The sequence below is a fragment of the Burkholderia sp. 22088 genome, from assembly GCF_052045915.1.
GTDB classification, from domain to species: Bacteria; Pseudomonadota; Gammaproteobacteria; order Burkholderiales; family Burkholderiaceae; genus Burkholderia; species Burkholderia cepacia.
In genome coordinates this window covers 1-16130 of the sequence record NZ_JBQEPY010000037.1, presented here as the reverse complement: position 1 = coordinate 16130, position 16130 = coordinate 1, and the positions used below count along the sequence as shown (strand labels likewise).

Genomic DNA, 16130 nt, shown 5'->3' with positions numbered 1-16130 from the left:
ATAAAGATGTCGACTTCATGTCTCCCCCATTTGTCGTATATGGGATGATTCCGAGGATCGGTCACAGTCACGCAAGTCGCGCGCCACCGCGCCAATGACACGGTCTGGCGATACGGGTCACACGATGCCGTCCTCCTTCAGCTGTCGAAGCGTGTCACCTTCGATGTCGAGCCACGCACGCAACACGTCCTGGCTGTCTTCGCCGAGACGAGGCGGCGGCTTGCGAAACGTATGCGCGTTCCCGTCGACATGGATGCCTAGTCCGACCTGCGGAATCTGCGCGTCGCCGCGGGGAACCGCATAAAAGAATCCCCGGCGACGCAGTTCAGGATCCGCTGCCACTTCATCGATCCGATTGATCGGACCGGCCGGGATACGGGCATCGCGGAAGATGCTGAGCCAGTGATCGCGGCGCTTCGTGCCGACGATGGACTGAATCTTCTCTACGATCTCGTCACGCAAACGACGCCGGTCGCTGTTGCTCGCATAGCAGGGTGCCTGTCCGAATTCGGGTTCGCCTACCGCGCGCCAGAATCGCTTCCAGATGCCATCATTTCCAAGACCGATCGTGAGCGGCGCGTCGGCAGCCTGAAAAACCTGGTAGACGGCGATGACGCTGTCTCGCCCTCCTGAACGGAGCGGCACCTCGCCGGAGCCGAGATAGGGAACGATTCGCGGCGTCATGAAGCGGGTCATGCTCTCGATCATCGAAATATCAATGCAATGTCCGTGTCCGGTCCGATCGCGATCGACCAGCGCCGCGAGCACCGCGAGCGCCGCATCGCTGCCGGCAAGCAGGTCGGCGGCCGGCGTACCGATTTTCTGCGGACCGTTATCTGCCTCGCCAGTCAGGTCCATCACACCGCTATAGCCTTCGGCGATCAGGTCATAGCACGGCATGTCGCTGCGTTCGCCATCGAGCCCGAATCCAGATACCGAAGCATGGATGAGTCGAGGGTTGACCTGCCAGAGACTCGCGTAATCGATACCCAGCTTGCGTTGAATCGGAGCGGTCCTGTTGACGACCACCACGTCCGCGCTTGCCACCATCCGTTTGAGCAGTTCGAGTCCCTGGGGCTTGCTGTAATCGAGCGTCAGGCTGTGTTTGTTGCGGTTCACGCTGAGATACCACAGCGACTCGCCGTCAAGAAACGGGGGGCCCCACGCGCGCACGTCGTCACCGTGGCCTGGCGGTTCGATCTTCACGACCGTCGCACCGAAATCCGCGAGCAGCAGCGTGGCGTATGGCCCTGCGACAGACGATGTGAGGTCCAGCACGCGCACGCCGTCTAGCAGTTTCAAAGGTGTTTTCTCGCAGAGAGTAGGCAATGGGTCGAATGCGTTCATGTTTTTCGTCAAGAAATGAGTAGCAGCAGCATTCGCACGGCAAGTCTCATGCCATACGCCCGCCGAGCGTCTTCCGGAACGCGTTTGCCAGAAAACCGCCCCGCGCGACGCCAATGGGTAGGCGCCGACTCGAGTGTGTGTCGTCGACATGGCCAGCATGTCGGCGCAGCGTATGGACATGTCGTCGGGGCGGACACTGCCGCTGATGCTTCGAGACGCTCGCGACGCCGAGTGGGATCTCGCAATCCGCGATCGCGCACCTCACCGAATACCGGGCGGAGACCGACCATTCGCAGACGATTCGCGCTGCGCTGGGCAAGCCGAACCGGTGGAATGGCATAGCTTTTGCTGAAAGTGCCTGCTATTTGCGTCCGTACCGAGACGGCCCAAAAGCGCGCATCGCACCATATCCACCGATGATCGCGTGGTCGTGAAGCCCGTGATCGCAATCCAGGAGTCAATTGATGAATCCCGATTCTGAAGGCGCGCGTGTTTACGCAGCCGTACCTCAGCTCGCCCGAATTCGCGAGGAGGTGCTGCTTGGCGACGTGTGGCAACAGCCGGAAATGTCGTTTCGCGATCGCATTCTCGTCACGTGCGCGGTTCTTGCCGCGACGGGCAAACTCGACGAGCTGAAAATCTGGATGGGTCGCGGCGTCGACAACGGCATCACACTTGACGAGCTTCGCGGCCTGGTCGTTCAAGTCACTTTCTATGCGGGCTGGCCGGCCGGACTGTGTGCGGGGAAAGCGGCACTACCATTGCTGGAGCGTGAGGACGCACGACAAGACTGATCTGCGTCGCGAAATGAGGGCCCCTGCGCTTGACGTGTCGGTCGCGGATTCGTGCAGCCGTCGAGCGTGGGGATGTGTGACATTCATCTGAACCCGACATGAAGACATCCGATCGCAAACCGTCGTCCCAACGCCTTGTCGAAGCCAATCCCGACGCCATGTCGCACTACAGAAAGATGCGCGGCGAACTGTGGCCGCCTGCAGATGTCGACGAAACGACATGCGAAATGATGCTCGCCATGCAATTGGCCGTATTGGGCCGTGAAATCCCTTTCAAGGTCCATGCGTTGCGCGCGTTGTCGCGCGGCGTGACCAAGGCGCAACTGGAAGGTTTGCTGCTGTGCGGACTGGGGGTGTCGCTCGTCGCGTTCGAAGCGGCCCAGGCTCTGATCTGGCTCGACGAGGCCTGCGCCGAAGCAGATACCACCCAGCCCATTCAGACCTGACGAACGGGCGGTCCATCATCCGTACGCGTTCGACACGTCACAGCCCACGAGGTCACCTGGGTTTCGAACAAGCGTGCGCGATGCATAGCACGCTTGCCCGCTCGCATCCATTACAACCCGAGCGGGCGAAGTTCACGCGTAAGGTCGATCAAGAGGCGCAGGCCGGTCGGCATCTGACGTCTGCTCGAATAATAAATGTAGAAACCCGGCTCGGAAGGCGCCCAATCGTTGAGCACGAGACGCAGCCGCCCCTCCTTCACGTACGGCGCGACGAGCGGTTCGGGAAAGTACATCAACCCCGCTCCGCCGAGAACTGCGACGAGCCCGGTTTCGGCCTGATCGACCGTCAATGACGATGGCACAGCCACCTCGAGTTTCTCATCGCCCCGTTCGAACTCCCATCGGTAAATTCGATCGTCGCCAAGACGATTGCCGATGCAGCGATGTGCGAGCAGATCATTTGGATGATCGGGGTTGCCGAAGCGATCAAGATAGTCGGGCGCCCCTGCGACGACCCAGCGTATATTGGCCGAAAGCCGCTGTGCGATCATGTCCTCCGGCACCGTACCGCCGTAGCGAATACCCGCATCAAAGCCTCCCTCCGTCACGTCGACCAAGCGGTTGCTCGCAACGATATCCAGCTCTACGTCCGGATAGCGTTCGACAAAAGTCGGCAGGATCGGTCCTAACAGCAACGTCGACGCCTCGACGGCGACATTGATCCGAATGCGGCCGGTAGGCGCGTCCCGGAAGCGATTCAGGGTTTCCAGCGCCGTGTCGATCGCCTCGAAAGGCATGCCGATCGATGCAGCCAGCGCGTCTCCCGCCGCAGTCAGCGTGACGCTCTTGGTCGTGCGGTTCAGTAGGCGAACACCGAGTCTACCTTCTAGCCCCTTCAGTGCATGACTCAATGTCGAAGCGCTTACCCCGAGCTCTATCGCGGCACGACTAAAGCTCCTTTGTCGGGCAATGGCCAGGAAATAGATCAAATCAGCCATATCAGATCGATTTATTTGCATATCAAAAATCTCATTAAAAAAATCTTTCTGATTTAACGAACATTTCGCTCAATGAACCGCACCACGGACGGCCAGCCCGTCCGGCTCGCCATACTCGTCTACCGCAGAGCAGGCACTCGGACGCGGGGTACAGCTACACGCGTGCCACCCAAGCCAAAATCATTGCCAATGGCGCAACGTATCAGCAGATCACACTCACACAGCACGATGGGCTGTCCAAACGAACCGGACTGTGTGCGACGGAGGCCTACACACGCGCAGCAGGACAAACGCTCGGCTCGACGTGAGCAGGTAACATCATAGAGGCCACGGCGACAATAGGCGATGGATTCAATTCGGCACCGTCGCGCAGCGTGTTCGCAGGCATGGGGATATTTCACAAGTTTTAGCAGCTCTCCGAAGCGAATCCTATCGATTCAACGCGCGAGGCACCACACCGCGGACTGGTTGCACATTTCGAGCCAGTATTCGTTGGGCGCGTCGAAGCCAGCGGCGTCGGCACGGCCGATGTGTTCCGATTCGCCCCACTCGCGGCAACGCTCATCGGTCGGGTCAAGCTAGACATCGACGTTGCCACTATGCGAGTACTGCCGCAGCGCCTCTGCTTGGCATCGAGGGCGTGAGCCGGATGCGGGCCATGCGGCGAGCACTCTCAATGCGCTCACGATGTCCGGACAATCGCGCCGACGCAGCGACCGCAGCACCGAGATGAGACGCTGCGTCGGCCGTCGACTCGCGAAGCACGACCACCATTTGGCCGTCTGTGGCTGCTGTCCGGAGCAACATCGGCACGAACGTCCTGACCTACGCACTGGATCAAGGTCTGGGCCGCCGACATTCATGAGCATTGCTTATATGACCTTTCACAATTCATCGGCTACTCAGCGGCACTCAAACTGACGAAAATTTTGATTGCCGAGGGCCGGACGACGACGCCGATGCAACACGCCGTCTCCCGAGAAGCCTGACCAAGCCTCCGCGCGATTGACCGCTTCGCACTCTGGAAAGGAGAGAGTCTTCATGCGCCCGTCTTTGATACCCGCGCTGCTCGCCACCACCCTGCAGACGACCTTCGCCTTTGCTACCGAGCCGCAGGCCGGCAAGCCCGCCGACGCGCAACAAATCACGCTCGCCGGCGAACAACCGTCGGCTGCCGGCCCGGCCCGGTTCTTCACCGGCCGCGTGCGGGTCGACCCGGTGTGGCCCACCAACGAGAACATCAATGCATCGGGCGGTCTCGTCACGTTCGAGCCTGGCGCGCGATCCGCCTGGCACACCCACCCGGCTGGCCAGCGGCTGGTGGTCACCTCCGGCGTTGGTCTGACGCAGGAGTGGGACAAGCCGGTGCAGGTCATCCGCCCTGGTGACGTGGTCTGGTGCCCGCCGGGCGTCAAGCATTGGCATGGGGCCGCGCACCACACAGCCATGACCCACCTGGCTGTGACCGGCACGGTCGATGGAACGAATGTCACGTGGATGGAGAAAGTTACCGATGAGCAATACAACGCCCGCTAAGTCCCGAAACACGCATCTACATGCTGGCGCGCTGACCTTGGCCCTGGGTCTGGCCACCGCGCTGGGCACCGATGCCAACGCACAGGAAACCAAGCCCATGACCCCTTCCCCAACCTCGGCGCCCAGCGCATCCGAAACCCTCAACACTCGGCAGCACGCCATCGTGCCGATCGCGGCTTTCGCCGCCGCGGGCGACATTGCCAAGTTGAACACCGCACTGAACCGGGGGCTGGACGCCGGCCTGACGGTCAGCGATGCCAAGGAAGTGCTGATCCAGCTGTACGCCTACGCTGGCTTTCCGCGCAGTCTCAACGCCTTGGGCGAACTGATGAAGGTCGTGGAGACGCGCAAACAGCGCGGCATCCAGGACGCCCCAGGCAGCGCGCCCAGCCGCCCGACCCCGAAGGGTGACGCGCTGATGGCAGCGGGAACCGCCAATCAGACCAAGCTCTCGGGCGGCCCGGTGGGCGGTCCGCTGTTCGACTTCGCACCGACGGCCAACGAGTACCTGCGGGCCCACTTGTTCGGCGACATCTTCGAGCGCGACAACCTGGATTGGCAAAGCCGTGAGCTGGCCACGGTAGGTATGCTCTCGGCGCTGCCGGGCGCGGAACCACAGTTGCTGGCGCACATGCGTATCAGCATGAACGTAGGCATTACCGAAGGCCAGTTGCGCCAGCTCACCCAAGTCCTGGCCGATCGCGTGGACGCAAGCATGGCCGCCCGTGCGCGCGAGGCGCTGGCGCAGCAAGTCGCAAGCCTTTCCGGCAAGAAGCAGTAATCCACTGCGCTGGATGCCGCCGCACGGCTCGCGCCGGCATGATCCCGGCTGGCGTACGCGCCGCCCTTACAACCTCCGCCACGATGCCCAGCCCTCCGGATTTGCCGATCGATCGCACGCTGCTGTCCTTGATGGCCTGCGTCTTCGCCGTGTTCCTCGTCACCGGAGCGGCACTGCCGGCATTGCCGCTGCACATCCATGACGATCTAGGCTTCGGCACCTTCGCGGTCGGCCTGGTTTCCGGCGCGCAATTCGCCGCCGCGCTGCTGTGCCGGCTGTGGTCCGGAACGGTTTCAGACCGGCACGGTCCGAAATTCACCGTGACGACGGGCCTGCTGCTGGCGGCCCTTGCAGGTACGCTCTATCTCGTCTCGCTGCTGGCGATGGGCCGCCCCTCACTGTCTATCGCCATCCTGATCGCAGGACGAGTCCTCCTTGGAGGTGCAGAGAGCTTCATCATGATCGGCGCGCAGAGTTGGTGCCTATCGATCGGAGGGCCCCGCAACGTCGGCAAGATGATCGCCTGGATCGGCACGGCCATGTTCATTGCGCTAGCCTTGGGGGCACCGCTAGGAAGTTCGCTGCTCGCTAGTTTTGGCTTTGCGTCGATCGGCTGGATCACGCTGATCGGCGCGACGGGCACGTGGCTGCTCGTCGTGTCCATTCCAGCCATCCAAGCCGCACCGCGAAGCGGCAAGGCAAAGGGGCACGTCCTCAAAGCGGTCTGGATACCTGGCCTTGCGATGGCGTTCTCCAGTGTGGGCTACGGCATCATGACCGCGTTTGGCGTGCTGCTCTTCGTTGAACACGGCTGGCAACCTGCGTGGCTGTCCTTTACCGCCTTCGCCGTGGCGCTGATGGTGGCACGGCTGTTCTTCGGCCCATTGCCGGACCGCTTCGGCGGAGCGCGCACCGCGATGATCTTCGTCGTCATTCAGAGCGCCGGCCTGGCCCTGATCTGGCTGTCTCCCTACGCATGGCTCGCCTTCGCAGGCTCTGCCATGGCGGGTTTCGGATACGCGCTCGTGTACCCAGGCCTGGGAATCGAAGCAGTGGCACGGGCACCCGCGGATGCGCGAGGCCTTGCCATGGGGATCTATACGGCTTTCATCGATCTGGCGCTCGGCCTACTTGCTCCTCTGCTGGGACTGCTCGCCAACGGCATCGGGCTGTCCCGAATTTTTCTCATCACGGCGCTTCTCGCGCTTTGCGCCGTGCCCATCGCGGCATGGTTGCGGACTCATCCCGCCCGAGCGCCGGCGACTGCCCAGTGAGGGACACCGGGCTTGTTCGACGATTCAAAGCAAAGGTCCAGAGCTTTTCCCGGCATGCCTGCTTCGGGGTCCAGAATTCGTGAATTTCATTTATATGAGTTTGCACCATTCATTAGCTACTCAGTAGACCTGAAATTGGCGACCATATCGGTTCCGAATCAGCCATTCCATTGCTGCCGGCGAGTGCGCGCGCAAGCCGCTGCGGCCTTGATGCCCGGCGCGTATTGCTGCGCAGCAGTGGATTCGCGCCCAACCATGGAAGGTCACAACATGAATCCGATTTATGACTTCAAGGGCCAAGTCGCCTTTGTCACCGGCGCCGCAATGGGGATGGGCCTGGCCGCTGCCCGTGCCTTTGCACAAAGCGGCGCGTCCGTGGTGCTCGCAGATCTCGACGGGGCACTGGCGGCCAAGGAAGCGCAGAAGATCGTCGATGAAGGCGGCACCGCCATCGGGGTGGCCTGCGACGTCACCGACGAAGCACAGGTGGCAGCCACAGTCGATCGGGCCGTCGCCGAATACGGCCGGCTTGACATGGCCTTCAACAATGCTGGCATCCAGGTGCCACCGAGCGATGCAGCCGACGAGCCGGTCGAAAGCTTCCAGCGCGTGGTCGGCGTCAACCAGTTCGGCGTGTGGGCCTGCATGAAGCACGAGCTGCGCGTGATGCGCGCCCAAGGGTCCGGCGCGATCGTCAACAACTCATCGCTGGGCGGCCTGGTCGGTCTTCCCGAGCGCGCGGCGTATCACGGGACGAAGCACGCCGTGCTGGGCATGACCAAGAGCGTCGGCGTGGAATACGCGCCCCGCGGCATCCGGATCAACGCTGTGTGCCCTGGCACCGTCGACACCCCGATGGTGCAGGACATGCTGAAGGGCCAAGCGGACGCGATGAAGGTCATCCTGAAGGAGCAGCCGATTGGCCGCCTGGGGCGCGCCGATGAAGTGGCAGCGGCCGTGCTGTGGTTGTGCAGCCCCGGTGCCAGCTTCGTCGTCGGTGTCGGCCTGCCGGTCGATGGCGGCTTCACCGCACACTGATTTTCGGGAGCCCGGTGAGCGGAGTTTGCCCGCTCCCGAGCCCACAGGCCTCAACCCGACAAGGACACATGCCATGCCTCACATCATCGTCAAGATGGCCGCAGGACGCAGCGACGCCACCAAGCAGGAACTGGCCGAGCGCCTGGCCACTGCCATGAGCGAGGTGCTGGCGCTCGACGCCAGTGCCATCTCCGTCGCGGTGGAGGATGTGCCGGCGCAGAAGTGGATGCAGCAGGTCTACGGCCCCGACATCGAAGGCGCCGGCCAGCGCCTCGTCAAGCGGCCGGAATATGGCCCGCTGGCCGCGTCTGCGCCAGGCAACGAGCAATGAAACAGCCCTGGCCGCGGCGATCCCGCGCAGGGCCATGCAGGAGTACCAAGCAATGAACTACACGCACCTCGGCCGCACCGGCCTCAAAGTCAGCCCGATCGCGCTGGGCGCCCTAAACTTTGGCGAACTGACCGACGAGGCGACTGCCTTCGCGATCATGAACGAAGCCCTGGACGCGGGCGTCAACTTCTTCGACACAGCCGACGTCTATGGCGGGCCCCAGTCGCCGGACATGGAGAAGGGCTTTGGCACCTCCGAGGAGATCATCGGCCGCTGGCTGGCCCAGGACCGCGGCCGCCGCAACAGGATCGTGCTGGCGACCAAGGTCTATCAGCCGATGGGCACCGGCCCGAATGACAAGTACCTGTCGGCCTATCACATCCGCCGCGCCTGCGACGACAGCCTCAAGCGCCTGCAGACCGATCACATTGACCTCTACCAGATGCACCACATCGACCGGGCCACACCCTGGGAGGAGGTCTGGCAGGCGATGGAGCAGCTAATCCGCGAAGGCAAGATCACCTACGTCGGCTCCAGCAACTTCGCCGGATGGGACATTGCCACCGCGCAGAGCACGGCGGCCTCGCGGCACTTGCTGGGGCTGGCGTCGGAGCAGAGCCTGTACAACCTGGCCCAGCGAACCATTGAGCTGGAGGTGATCCCGGCCCTGCGCCACTTCGGCGTTGGCCTCATTCCTTGGAGTCCGGTCGGCAAGGGGCTGCTGGGGGGCGTGCTGAACGAGACGTTCACGCAAGGACGCCGTGCCACGCCCCGGCTGAAGGCACAGATCGAGAAGTTCCGCCCGCAACTGCAAGCCTATGAGGCGCTGTGCGCCGAGCTGGGCGAAGCACCCGCTGTCGTGGCGCTCGCATGGCTGCTGCACAACCCGGTCGTGACCGCTGCAATCAATGGCCCGCGCACGCTGGAGCAGTGGCGCCTGAGCCTCAAGGCCCCGTCGGTGACGCTCTCGCCAGAGACGCTGGCCCGGCTCGACGAGATCTGGCCAGGCCCTGGCGGCGAGGCGCCCCAAGCCTATGCTTGGTAGGTAGACGCTCGGGCCGGCATGCCAGCCGCGACCGTCCTGGTGCAAACCCCGCCGAATTCCCGACAGGAGATGTCCATGTCCAACACGCAACAAGGCGCGGGCCGCAAGGCTCGCGTGTTTATCACCGGCTCGGCCGATGGGCTTGGCCATGCTGCGGCCAAGACGCTGCTGTCCCGGGGACACGACGTCGTAGTGCATGTCCGTTCCAAGGCCCGGATGTCGGCGGTGAAGGAACTTGTGGACCAAGGCGCCACCGCGACCATCGGCGATCTGTCGGACCCCGCGCAGATCCGTAACGTCGCGCGCCAGGTCAACGACATCGGCCGGATGGATGCCGTCATCCACAACGCGGGAGTGATTTCCGGTGCACCGCTGCTGGTGGTGAACGTGGTCGCTCCCTACCTGCTCACCGCTTTGATCCAGCGTCCGCAGCGCCTCATCTACGTCAGCAGCAGCATGCACCGAGGCGGGAACACCAATCTGTCCGGCATGGACTGGACGGGTGGCACGCCCACCGGCAGCTATTCGGACAGCAAGCTACTCGTCACCACGCTGGCTGCGGCCATCGCACGGCTGTGGCCTGGGGTGTACAGCAACGCCGTCGATCCGGGCTGGGTGCCAACCAAGATGGGCGGCGCCGGGGCGCCGGACGACCTGCGCCTAGCAGGCTGTTGAAAAGCGCCTCGTTTTGACAACCGAGGCAGTGTTTCAAAGGATTTCGTATGCGATTAGCGGCCGAGTTGCAGACGTATCGTGCCGGATGCCCCGCTGGCGAGCGGGCTGGCCGGCGCGTCGCCGCGCGGCGATCGCACTTGGGCGGCTCATCGCGCCGCTCCTTGCGGCACCGCTGCCAGTATTCGCGCCATTCGAGTCAGGTTGCTCGCCAGCATCGTCAGCTTGAAGTGCTGGTCGACTCGCTTGATGCCGCGATACGCGGTCTGTCGAATCCGGCCGACGGTCTTGCCCCAGCCGAAGTGCTCTTCGATGCGCTTGCGAATCACTTGGCTAATGCCATAGCCGACGTGCCGCGAGGTGCGGCCGTCGATCGCGCTGCCGCCTTGATGCGTGTCGTTGCGCGCGACGTGCGGCGTCACTTTGCGCGCTCGGCAATCCCGCACAAAGTCGCGCATGTCGTAACCCTTGTCGGCGCCGAGCGTCTTGGCGTCACGACCCGGTACACAATCGAGCAGGTTCAACGCACTTGCGCGTTCGGCGAAACCGTCGGCATGGCTGACCACGGCCCCAACCACCAAGCCCGAGCGGTTCTCCATCAGGATGTGCCCCTGATAACAAAGGATGGCTCCGCTTTGCCTACCCTTACGGAACAGGCGCGCATCCGGATCGGTGCTCGATTCATGCGTGTCGTTGCTGCGCCGCTTGCCCTTCCAGTCGGTGTCGACATTGCGACCACCGCCGGCTGGCGGGTCGTCCGAACCGTCCTTGGGCCGGAAGCTCTTGTGGCTGGCCCACGCCTGGATCAGCGTGCCATCGACCGAGAAGTGTTCTCTGGACAGCAGCCCTTGCTTGTCGGCCAAGCTCATGACTTCGGTAAAGAACGCTTCGATTACTTCGTGCTCAAGCAGACGATCGCGGTTCTTCGAGAACACCGAGTGGTCCCAGACGGCGTCTTCGATGGCGAGGCCGACGAACCAGCGGAACAGCAGGTTGTAGCGCATTTGCTCCATCAGCATGCGCTCGCTGCGCACCGAGAACAGCACCTGCAGCAGCAACGCGCGCAGCAGCTTCTCGGGCGCGATCGACGCACGGCCGCTGTCCGCGTAGATCGTGCCAAACAGCCCATTGAGCCGCTTCAGCGCTTGATTGACCAGCAGCCGAAGCGGCCGCAACGGGTGATCGGCCGGCACGAAGTCTTCCAGCTTCACCGTCGTGAACAGCGGTTCTTGCATCTCGTCCATTCCGCGCATCGCTCTCGTCTGCCCAAGATCATGAACACGATATCTCTAACGCACCGCTCGCAACGCCCGTTTACACCGTTCCGAATTTCAACAGCCTGCTAGGGCATCTGACGCAGGAGTGGCTGGCGACCAGCGACGATCCCGCGGCGCTGACCAGCGGCGGCTACTGGCATCATCAGCGCCGCCAGGAACCGCTGCCAGCCGTCAACGACACCCGGTTCCAGAACCTGTTACTGAGCGAACTCGCACGCGCGGTCGGCACCAAGCTGACCTAATTCAGCGCCATCGAGTCGCACGGTCGGAGGCGGTGGATGGCATGGATCAGCCTCCCCTGTCGCATCGAAGAGGAAGACGCTGCGCAGGCAAACGGCCGCGCTGCTGCATCAGAATTCTTGTCGCGTCGGACGCAGGGTGATCTCATTGATGGACACGTCCTCTGGCTGCTCGATGGCATAAGCCACGGCGCGGGCCACCGAATCGGCCGGGATTTCATTGGCTTCGTAAAACGCCTTCATCCCGGCGGCGGCATCGGCATCGGTGCTGCCGTTCACGAGTTCGCTGGCAACTGCACCTGGATACAACGTGGTCACGCGGATGCCCTCGGGGCAAACCTCGGCGCGCAGGCCTTCGCTGATCGCCTTCACTGCAAACTTGGTGGCGCTGTACACCGTGCCCACGCCGGTGGACACGCGGAGCCCGGCCACGGACGACAGGTTGATGATGTGGCCGCTTCTGTTGGCGCGCATGCCCGGCAGCGCCGCGGTGATCCCGTAGAGGACGCCCTTGATGTTCACGTCGATCATCTGGTCCCACTCATCGACCTTGAGCTTGGACATGGCCGCCATGGGCATGATGCCGGCGTTGTTGACCAGCACATCGACGCGGCCGAACTTGTCCTGCGCCGCCTTAATTAGATTCTCCACGTCGGCGCGCTTAGCGACGTTCGTCGCAACGGCGATGGCTTCGCCACCTGCGGCCGTAATGTCGGCCGCGAGCTTTTCCAGACGATCCAGACGGCGCGCACCCAGGACGAGCCCGGCGCCGCGCTCCGCGAGCAGGCGGGCCGTGGCCTCGCCCAGGCCGCTCGATGCGCCAGTGATGACGACGACCTTGCCGGTGATGGTATTCATGTGGACTACTCCTGATGCTTGATGAATGGACGCTGCGGATAGCTCAGAACGTCAGAACGATGCGGCCTCGCAGGCCGCCAGCTTGCAGCAGCCGATGTGCCTCGACCGCCTGCTCGGCGGGCAGGGTTCGGGCCACGCGCAATGTGATGTGGCTCTGATCGGCCAGTTCGCGAAGTTGGTTCAGTGCCGCATGATTGCGTGCGTATTTCGGCACGAAGGTACGGTCGGTGACGATGCCAATCATGTCCGTCGGAGCCTGCGTAAGCCTGGCGCGATCGACTGTACCGACACCGATCCTTCGTCCCAGCACCTCAGTGCGCAAAGCGTGACATCGGAACGGGACAGCATGCCCGGCGCGGGCGGTTCAAACGCGCCATAAGCCAGCCGATCCTCGGTCAACGGCCCTCTGTTTCTCACCACCGCGCTTCTAGGGTTGACGGCTCATCTTCTTGAACATGAGCGGCATCGACTTCGCATCCATGGCCTGCATGTCCACGAGCCGAAGCGACTTCACCATCTCCAGCGTCGACGTCTTGTACTTCTGGAAATGCGGCGACTTAATGTGTGACTCGTAGGCCTCTCGACTGGCATAGATTTCCAGAATCCTGATCTGCGTCGGATTGTCCTTCTGGGCGCTCGGGAAGATGCACATGACTCCTGGCTCCAGACGAACGGACGCTTCGGCTTCCTCATTGAGGATGCGCTGATATTCCTCAAGGTGCTCGGGGAATATCTCGATTTCCGAAATGCGTATCAGCATTTGCGGCTCCTGGGCATAGGCGTTGTGGTGTCCGGCGAACAACGCCAGCGCGCACACCAGCACGGTTGCGAAAATGACCGCTCGACGAGGCCCGAAACGCGGTGCGTCATGCGCTGTTTTCATGGGTGTCGAATGTTGAGTGGGCCTAGCTGCATCAATATACCCGTTCAATCCCTGGAGGCCACGCTGATCATCAAGCCGGATGACCAGCCCCGAGGGACAAGTACGCTGGATGACGTGCGCCTTACCTGGCATTTCTGCCTGCAGCACCGATAGACCGCGGATTCAACGCGCGAACGCCGGTGATCGTCCTTCTGACCTAGGGTACGGCGAATTTAAGGTGCTGCCGCGAATTCGACTAGATGGCTGGATCCGCATGCCGATATAAGCGGAATTCATCAATCATGCTGGTGACTTCGCCAAACTCGCCGGCACTGGTAGACTCTGCGGAGTCACATAAAGATCTCTCATTAATGCCACGAGATACCTTTGGCGACCTGCAAGCCTTCATCGCCGTAGCGCGAGCGCGCAGCTTCACGCGCGCGGCGGCCCAGCTTCGCGTGTCTCAACCTGCGCTGAGCTACACCGTCAGAGAGCTGGAGGAAAGGCTCGGCGTGCGCCTGCTCATGCGTAGCACGCGCGGCGTGTCCCCTACCGAGGCTGGGCAGCGCCTGCTGGATCGCCTCGCCCCCGAGTTCGATGGCATCGAAGAAGGAATCCAGGCGCTGAGCGAACTGCGCGATGAGCCGATGGGGACCATTCGGATCACGGCGATCGACTACGCGATCAGGAGCACGGTCTGGCCGAAGCTGGCGATGTTCCTTCCGAAGTACCCGGACATCAAGGTCGAGCTGATCAACGAGTATGCAAGCGTGGACATTGTCGCAAGCGGCTATGATGCGGGCGTGCGCTTTGGGCAGGAACTGGCGCAGGACATGATCTCGGTGCGGATCGGCCCGGATATTCGCATCATGGTCGTTGCTGCGAAAACCTACTTCGCGGGACGCAAGCTTCCCGGGACACCCCAGGACCTGATGGAGCACACCTGCATCAACCTGCGCACCACGACGTATGGCAACCTTTATGAGTGGGAGTTCGTCAAAGGCAAGAAGGCGCTGAGCGCGCGTGTCGATGGCCCTCTTACCTTCAACAACGCATACGACATTTTCGAGGCAGCAAAAGCAGGCTTCGGGCTGGCCTACCTGCCCGAGGACTTGGTGCGGCCCTTTATTGCAAAAGGTCACTTCGTGTCGGTTCTCGAAGACTGGTGCCCCACATGGGATGGCCTGCACCTGTACTACCCGAATCGTCGCCAACCGTCCAGAGCCATGACATTGCTGGTGGACGCGCTTCGCTATAGACCTTAGAGATTCCGGTACATCCATGTCAGGCGACAACCTCCGAGATATCTACACATTTCTCGCCGTGGCACGCGAGCGCAGCTTCACGCGCGCGGCGGCACAGCTTGGCGTGTCGCAATCTGCCCTGAGCCACACCATTCGCGGTCTGGAGTCGCGGTTGGGGTTGCGGCTGCTGACCCGTACAACGCGCAGCGTCGCCCCGACAGAGGCCGGCGAGCGCCTGATCCAGAACATCGCTCCGCGGTTCGACGTGATCCAGGAAGAACTCGCCGCGTTTGACGAGCTTCGTGACAAGCCTGCCGGGACGGTTCGCATCACGACCTCGGACTTTGCGGCCAACACGGTACTGTGGCCGAAGCTGTCGAAGCTCCAACCCGAATACCCTGACGTGAAGATCGAGATCGCCATCGATCCCGGCCTCACTGACATCGTCGCCGAACGCTATGACGCGGGCGTGCGCTTCGGCGACCAGATCGCCAAGGACATGACTGCTGTCCGAATCACCCCAGACATTCACATGACCATCGTTGGCGCGCCGTCCTACTTCGAAAAGCGTCCTTTGCCGAAGACACCGGCGGATCTCACCCAGCATGACTGCATCAACATGCGTTTCTCGATTCGGGGCGGTGTATATGCGTGGGAGCTGAAGAAGGGCAAGCGCAATCTGCAGGTACGAGTAGAAGGGCCCTGGACCTTCAACAGCATCTACCCGGCGCTCGACGCGGCCTTGGCCGGTTTCGGCCTAGCGTACATGCCCGAGCAACTTGCACAACCACACGTTGAAAGCGGGCGCCTGCTGCCCGTCCTCAAAGATCGGTGTCCGACGTTCCCGGGCCTGCATATCTTCTATGCCAGCAGGCGGCAGTCCTCGCCCGCGCTGTCGCTGATCGTGGAGACGCTGCGCTATCGCCGTAGAGCAAAATAAAGTCGTCGCCTTCTGCGAAGTAGAAATGTCACTTCGCCTGTCTCAGTCGACTAAGAGATACGAAACCGTTGCGAATCAAACGATTGTCCGCCGCGAACTAAAGTTTTCACGAAGCCCGGCTTCGCGAAGACCAGGGTCAATTCCGCTAGAGCGCTGACGGCCGCCGCGGCACGTTGCGCGGAATCTGAGTTTGAACGGACGAGCATGCCGTAGTGGTAAGGTTCTTATCTCACTGGCGCGTTCATCCCGGCGTCAGGATCGGCAGCCCAGAGCTTTGCCCCGCTTAAGGTCACCTAACCGGAAAAGCGCACGGGAATCAAAGCCCCCCCACGCTACCTAGCCGGCGGTGCGGTTGCGCTGGCTGACGCTTCTTCTCGACCGGCTCGCTCTCCACGCGCCATCGCCCCGTCGACTGCCTTACTGATCGTGGAATTGCGCCAGCAGCGCT

At 62.4% G+C, this 16130-nt stretch carries 17 protein-coding genes and 2 pseudogenes; 13 read left to right on the top strand and 6 right to left on the bottom strand.

Annotated features, from left to right (window positions below; genetic code table 11):
- Positions 1-117: 117 nt before the first annotated feature.
- Positions 118-1347, bottom strand: coding sequence for a CaiB/BaiF CoA transferase family protein (locus ACTJLD_RS41015; protein WP_440661741.1), 1230 nt, complete (start codon positions 1345-1347; stop codon positions 118-120).
- A gap of 464 nt (positions 1348-1811) precedes the next feature.
- Between ACTJLD_RS41015 and ACTJLD_RS41010 the strand changes: the two genes are divergently transcribed.
- On the top strand, positions 1812-2141 hold the full coding sequence (locus ACTJLD_RS41010; protein ID WP_440661739.1) for a carboxymuconolactone decarboxylase family protein: 330 nt from the start codon (positions 1812-1814) through the stop codon (positions 2139-2141).
- A 98-nt stretch (positions 2142-2239) separates the two neighbouring features.
- Positions 2240-2587, top strand: coding sequence for a hypothetical protein (locus ACTJLD_RS41005; protein ID WP_193093305.1), 348 nt, complete (start codon positions 2240-2242; stop codon positions 2585-2587).
- A 110-nt stretch (positions 2588-2697) separates the two neighbouring features.
- Here the strand turns inward: ACTJLD_RS41005 and ACTJLD_RS41000 are convergent, their stop codons facing one another.
- Complete coding sequence (locus tag ACTJLD_RS41000; protein ID WP_226816466.1) at positions 2698-3585, bottom strand: LysR family transcriptional regulator; 888 nt, start codon at positions 3583-3585, stop codon at positions 2698-2700.
- A gap of 143 nt (positions 3586-3728) precedes the next feature.
- On the opposite strand from ACTJLD_RS41000, the pseudogene ACTJLD_RS40995 reads away from it, so the two are divergent.
- The 8 genes and pseudogenes from ACTJLD_RS40995 to ACTJLD_RS40960 all read left to right on the top strand — a co-directional run.
- Positions 3729-3995, top strand: a pseudogene (locus ACTJLD_RS40995) (porin); the annotation flags it as partial.
- A gap of 631 nt (positions 3996-4626) precedes the next feature.
- Entirely contained in the window at positions 4627-5121 is a 495-nt protein-coding gene (locus ACTJLD_RS40990; RefSeq protein ID WP_193093306.1) for a (R)-mandelonitrile lyase, read from the top strand.
- Positions 5099-5902: a carboxymuconolactone decarboxylase family protein gene (locus ACTJLD_RS40985; protein ID WP_081052407.1), complete on the top strand. Its 804-nt coding sequence runs from the start codon at positions 5099-5101 to the stop codon at positions 5900-5902. The genes ACTJLD_RS40990 and ACTJLD_RS40985 overlap by 23 nt, the downstream gene beginning before the upstream one ends.
- Positions 5903-5985: 83 nt before the next feature.
- Entirely contained in the window at positions 5986-7176 is a 1191-nt protein-coding gene (locus ACTJLD_RS40980) for an arabinose transporter (protein WP_226816468.1), read from the top strand.
- A gap of 270 nt (positions 7177-7446) precedes the next feature.
- Complete coding sequence (locus tag ACTJLD_RS40975; protein ID WP_431642908.1) at positions 7447-8214, top strand: SDR family oxidoreductase; 768 nt, start codon at positions 7447-7449, stop codon at positions 8212-8214.
- Positions 8215-8287: 73 nt separating this feature from the next.
- Positions 8288-8545 (top strand): 4-oxalocrotonate tautomerase family protein, encoded by a 258-nt coding sequence (locus ACTJLD_RS40970; protein ID WP_226816470.1) that lies wholly within the window; start codon positions 8288-8290, stop codon positions 8543-8545.
- A 52-nt stretch (positions 8546-8597) separates the two neighbouring features.
- Positions 8598-9590: an aldo/keto reductase gene (locus ACTJLD_RS40965; RefSeq protein WP_124646042.1), complete on the top strand. Its 993-nt coding sequence runs from the start codon at positions 8598-8600 to the stop codon at positions 9588-9590.
- A 75-nt stretch (positions 9591-9665) separates the two neighbouring features.
- Positions 9666-10265: an SDR family NAD(P)-dependent oxidoreductase gene (locus ACTJLD_RS40960; protein ID WP_431642906.1), complete on the top strand. Its 600-nt coding sequence runs from the start codon at positions 9666-9668 to the stop codon at positions 10263-10265.
- A 146-nt stretch (positions 10266-10411) separates the two neighbouring features.
- Here the strand turns inward: ACTJLD_RS40960 and ACTJLD_RS40955 are convergent, their stop codons facing one another.
- The 4 genes from ACTJLD_RS40955 to ACTJLD_RS40940 all read right to left on the bottom strand — a co-directional run bounded on the left by ACTJLD_RS40955 (position 10412) and on the right by ACTJLD_RS40940 (position 13666).
- A complete protein-coding gene (locus ACTJLD_RS40955; RefSeq protein ID WP_431642904.1) occupies positions 10412-11506 on the bottom strand; it encodes an IS5 family transposase in 1095 nt (364 codons plus the stop codon).
- A 383-nt stretch (positions 11507-11889) separates the two neighbouring features.
- Positions 11890-12636 (bottom strand): SDR family oxidoreductase, encoded by a 747-nt coding sequence (locus ACTJLD_RS40950; protein ID WP_431642902.1) that lies wholly within the window; start codon positions 12634-12636, stop codon positions 11890-11892.
- A 43-nt stretch (positions 12637-12679) separates the two neighbouring features.
- The gene (locus ACTJLD_RS40945; RefSeq protein WP_124646044.1) at positions 12680-12880 is read right to left on the bottom strand and encodes a zinc-binding dehydrogenase; all 201 of its coding nucleotides are present in this window, start codon (positions 12878-12880) and stop codon (positions 12680-12682) included.
- Between the two features lie 183 nt (positions 12881-13063).
- Positions 13064-13666, bottom strand: a complete 603-nt coding sequence (locus ACTJLD_RS40940; RefSeq protein WP_431642900.1) for a putative quinol monooxygenase — start codon at positions 13664-13666, stop codon at positions 13064-13066.
- A gap of 203 nt (positions 13667-13869) precedes the next feature.
- Between ACTJLD_RS40940 and ACTJLD_RS40935 the strand changes: the two genes are divergently transcribed.
- From ACTJLD_RS40935 to ACTJLD_RS40925, 3 genes and pseudogenes are all read left to right on the top strand, one after another.
- Positions 13870-14763: a LysR family transcriptional regulator gene (locus ACTJLD_RS40935; RefSeq protein ID WP_193093340.1), complete on the top strand. Its 894-nt coding sequence runs from the start codon at positions 13870-13872 to the stop codon at positions 14761-14763.
- A 16-nt stretch (positions 14764-14779) separates the two neighbouring features.
- Complete coding sequence (locus tag ACTJLD_RS40930; protein ID WP_431642898.1) at positions 14780-15682, top strand: LysR family transcriptional regulator; 903 nt, start codon at positions 14780-14782, stop codon at positions 15680-15682.
- A 312-nt stretch (positions 15683-15994) separates the two neighbouring features.
- Positions 15995-16130: pseudogene (locus ACTJLD_RS40925) on the top strand (IS481 family transposase); the annotation flags it as partial.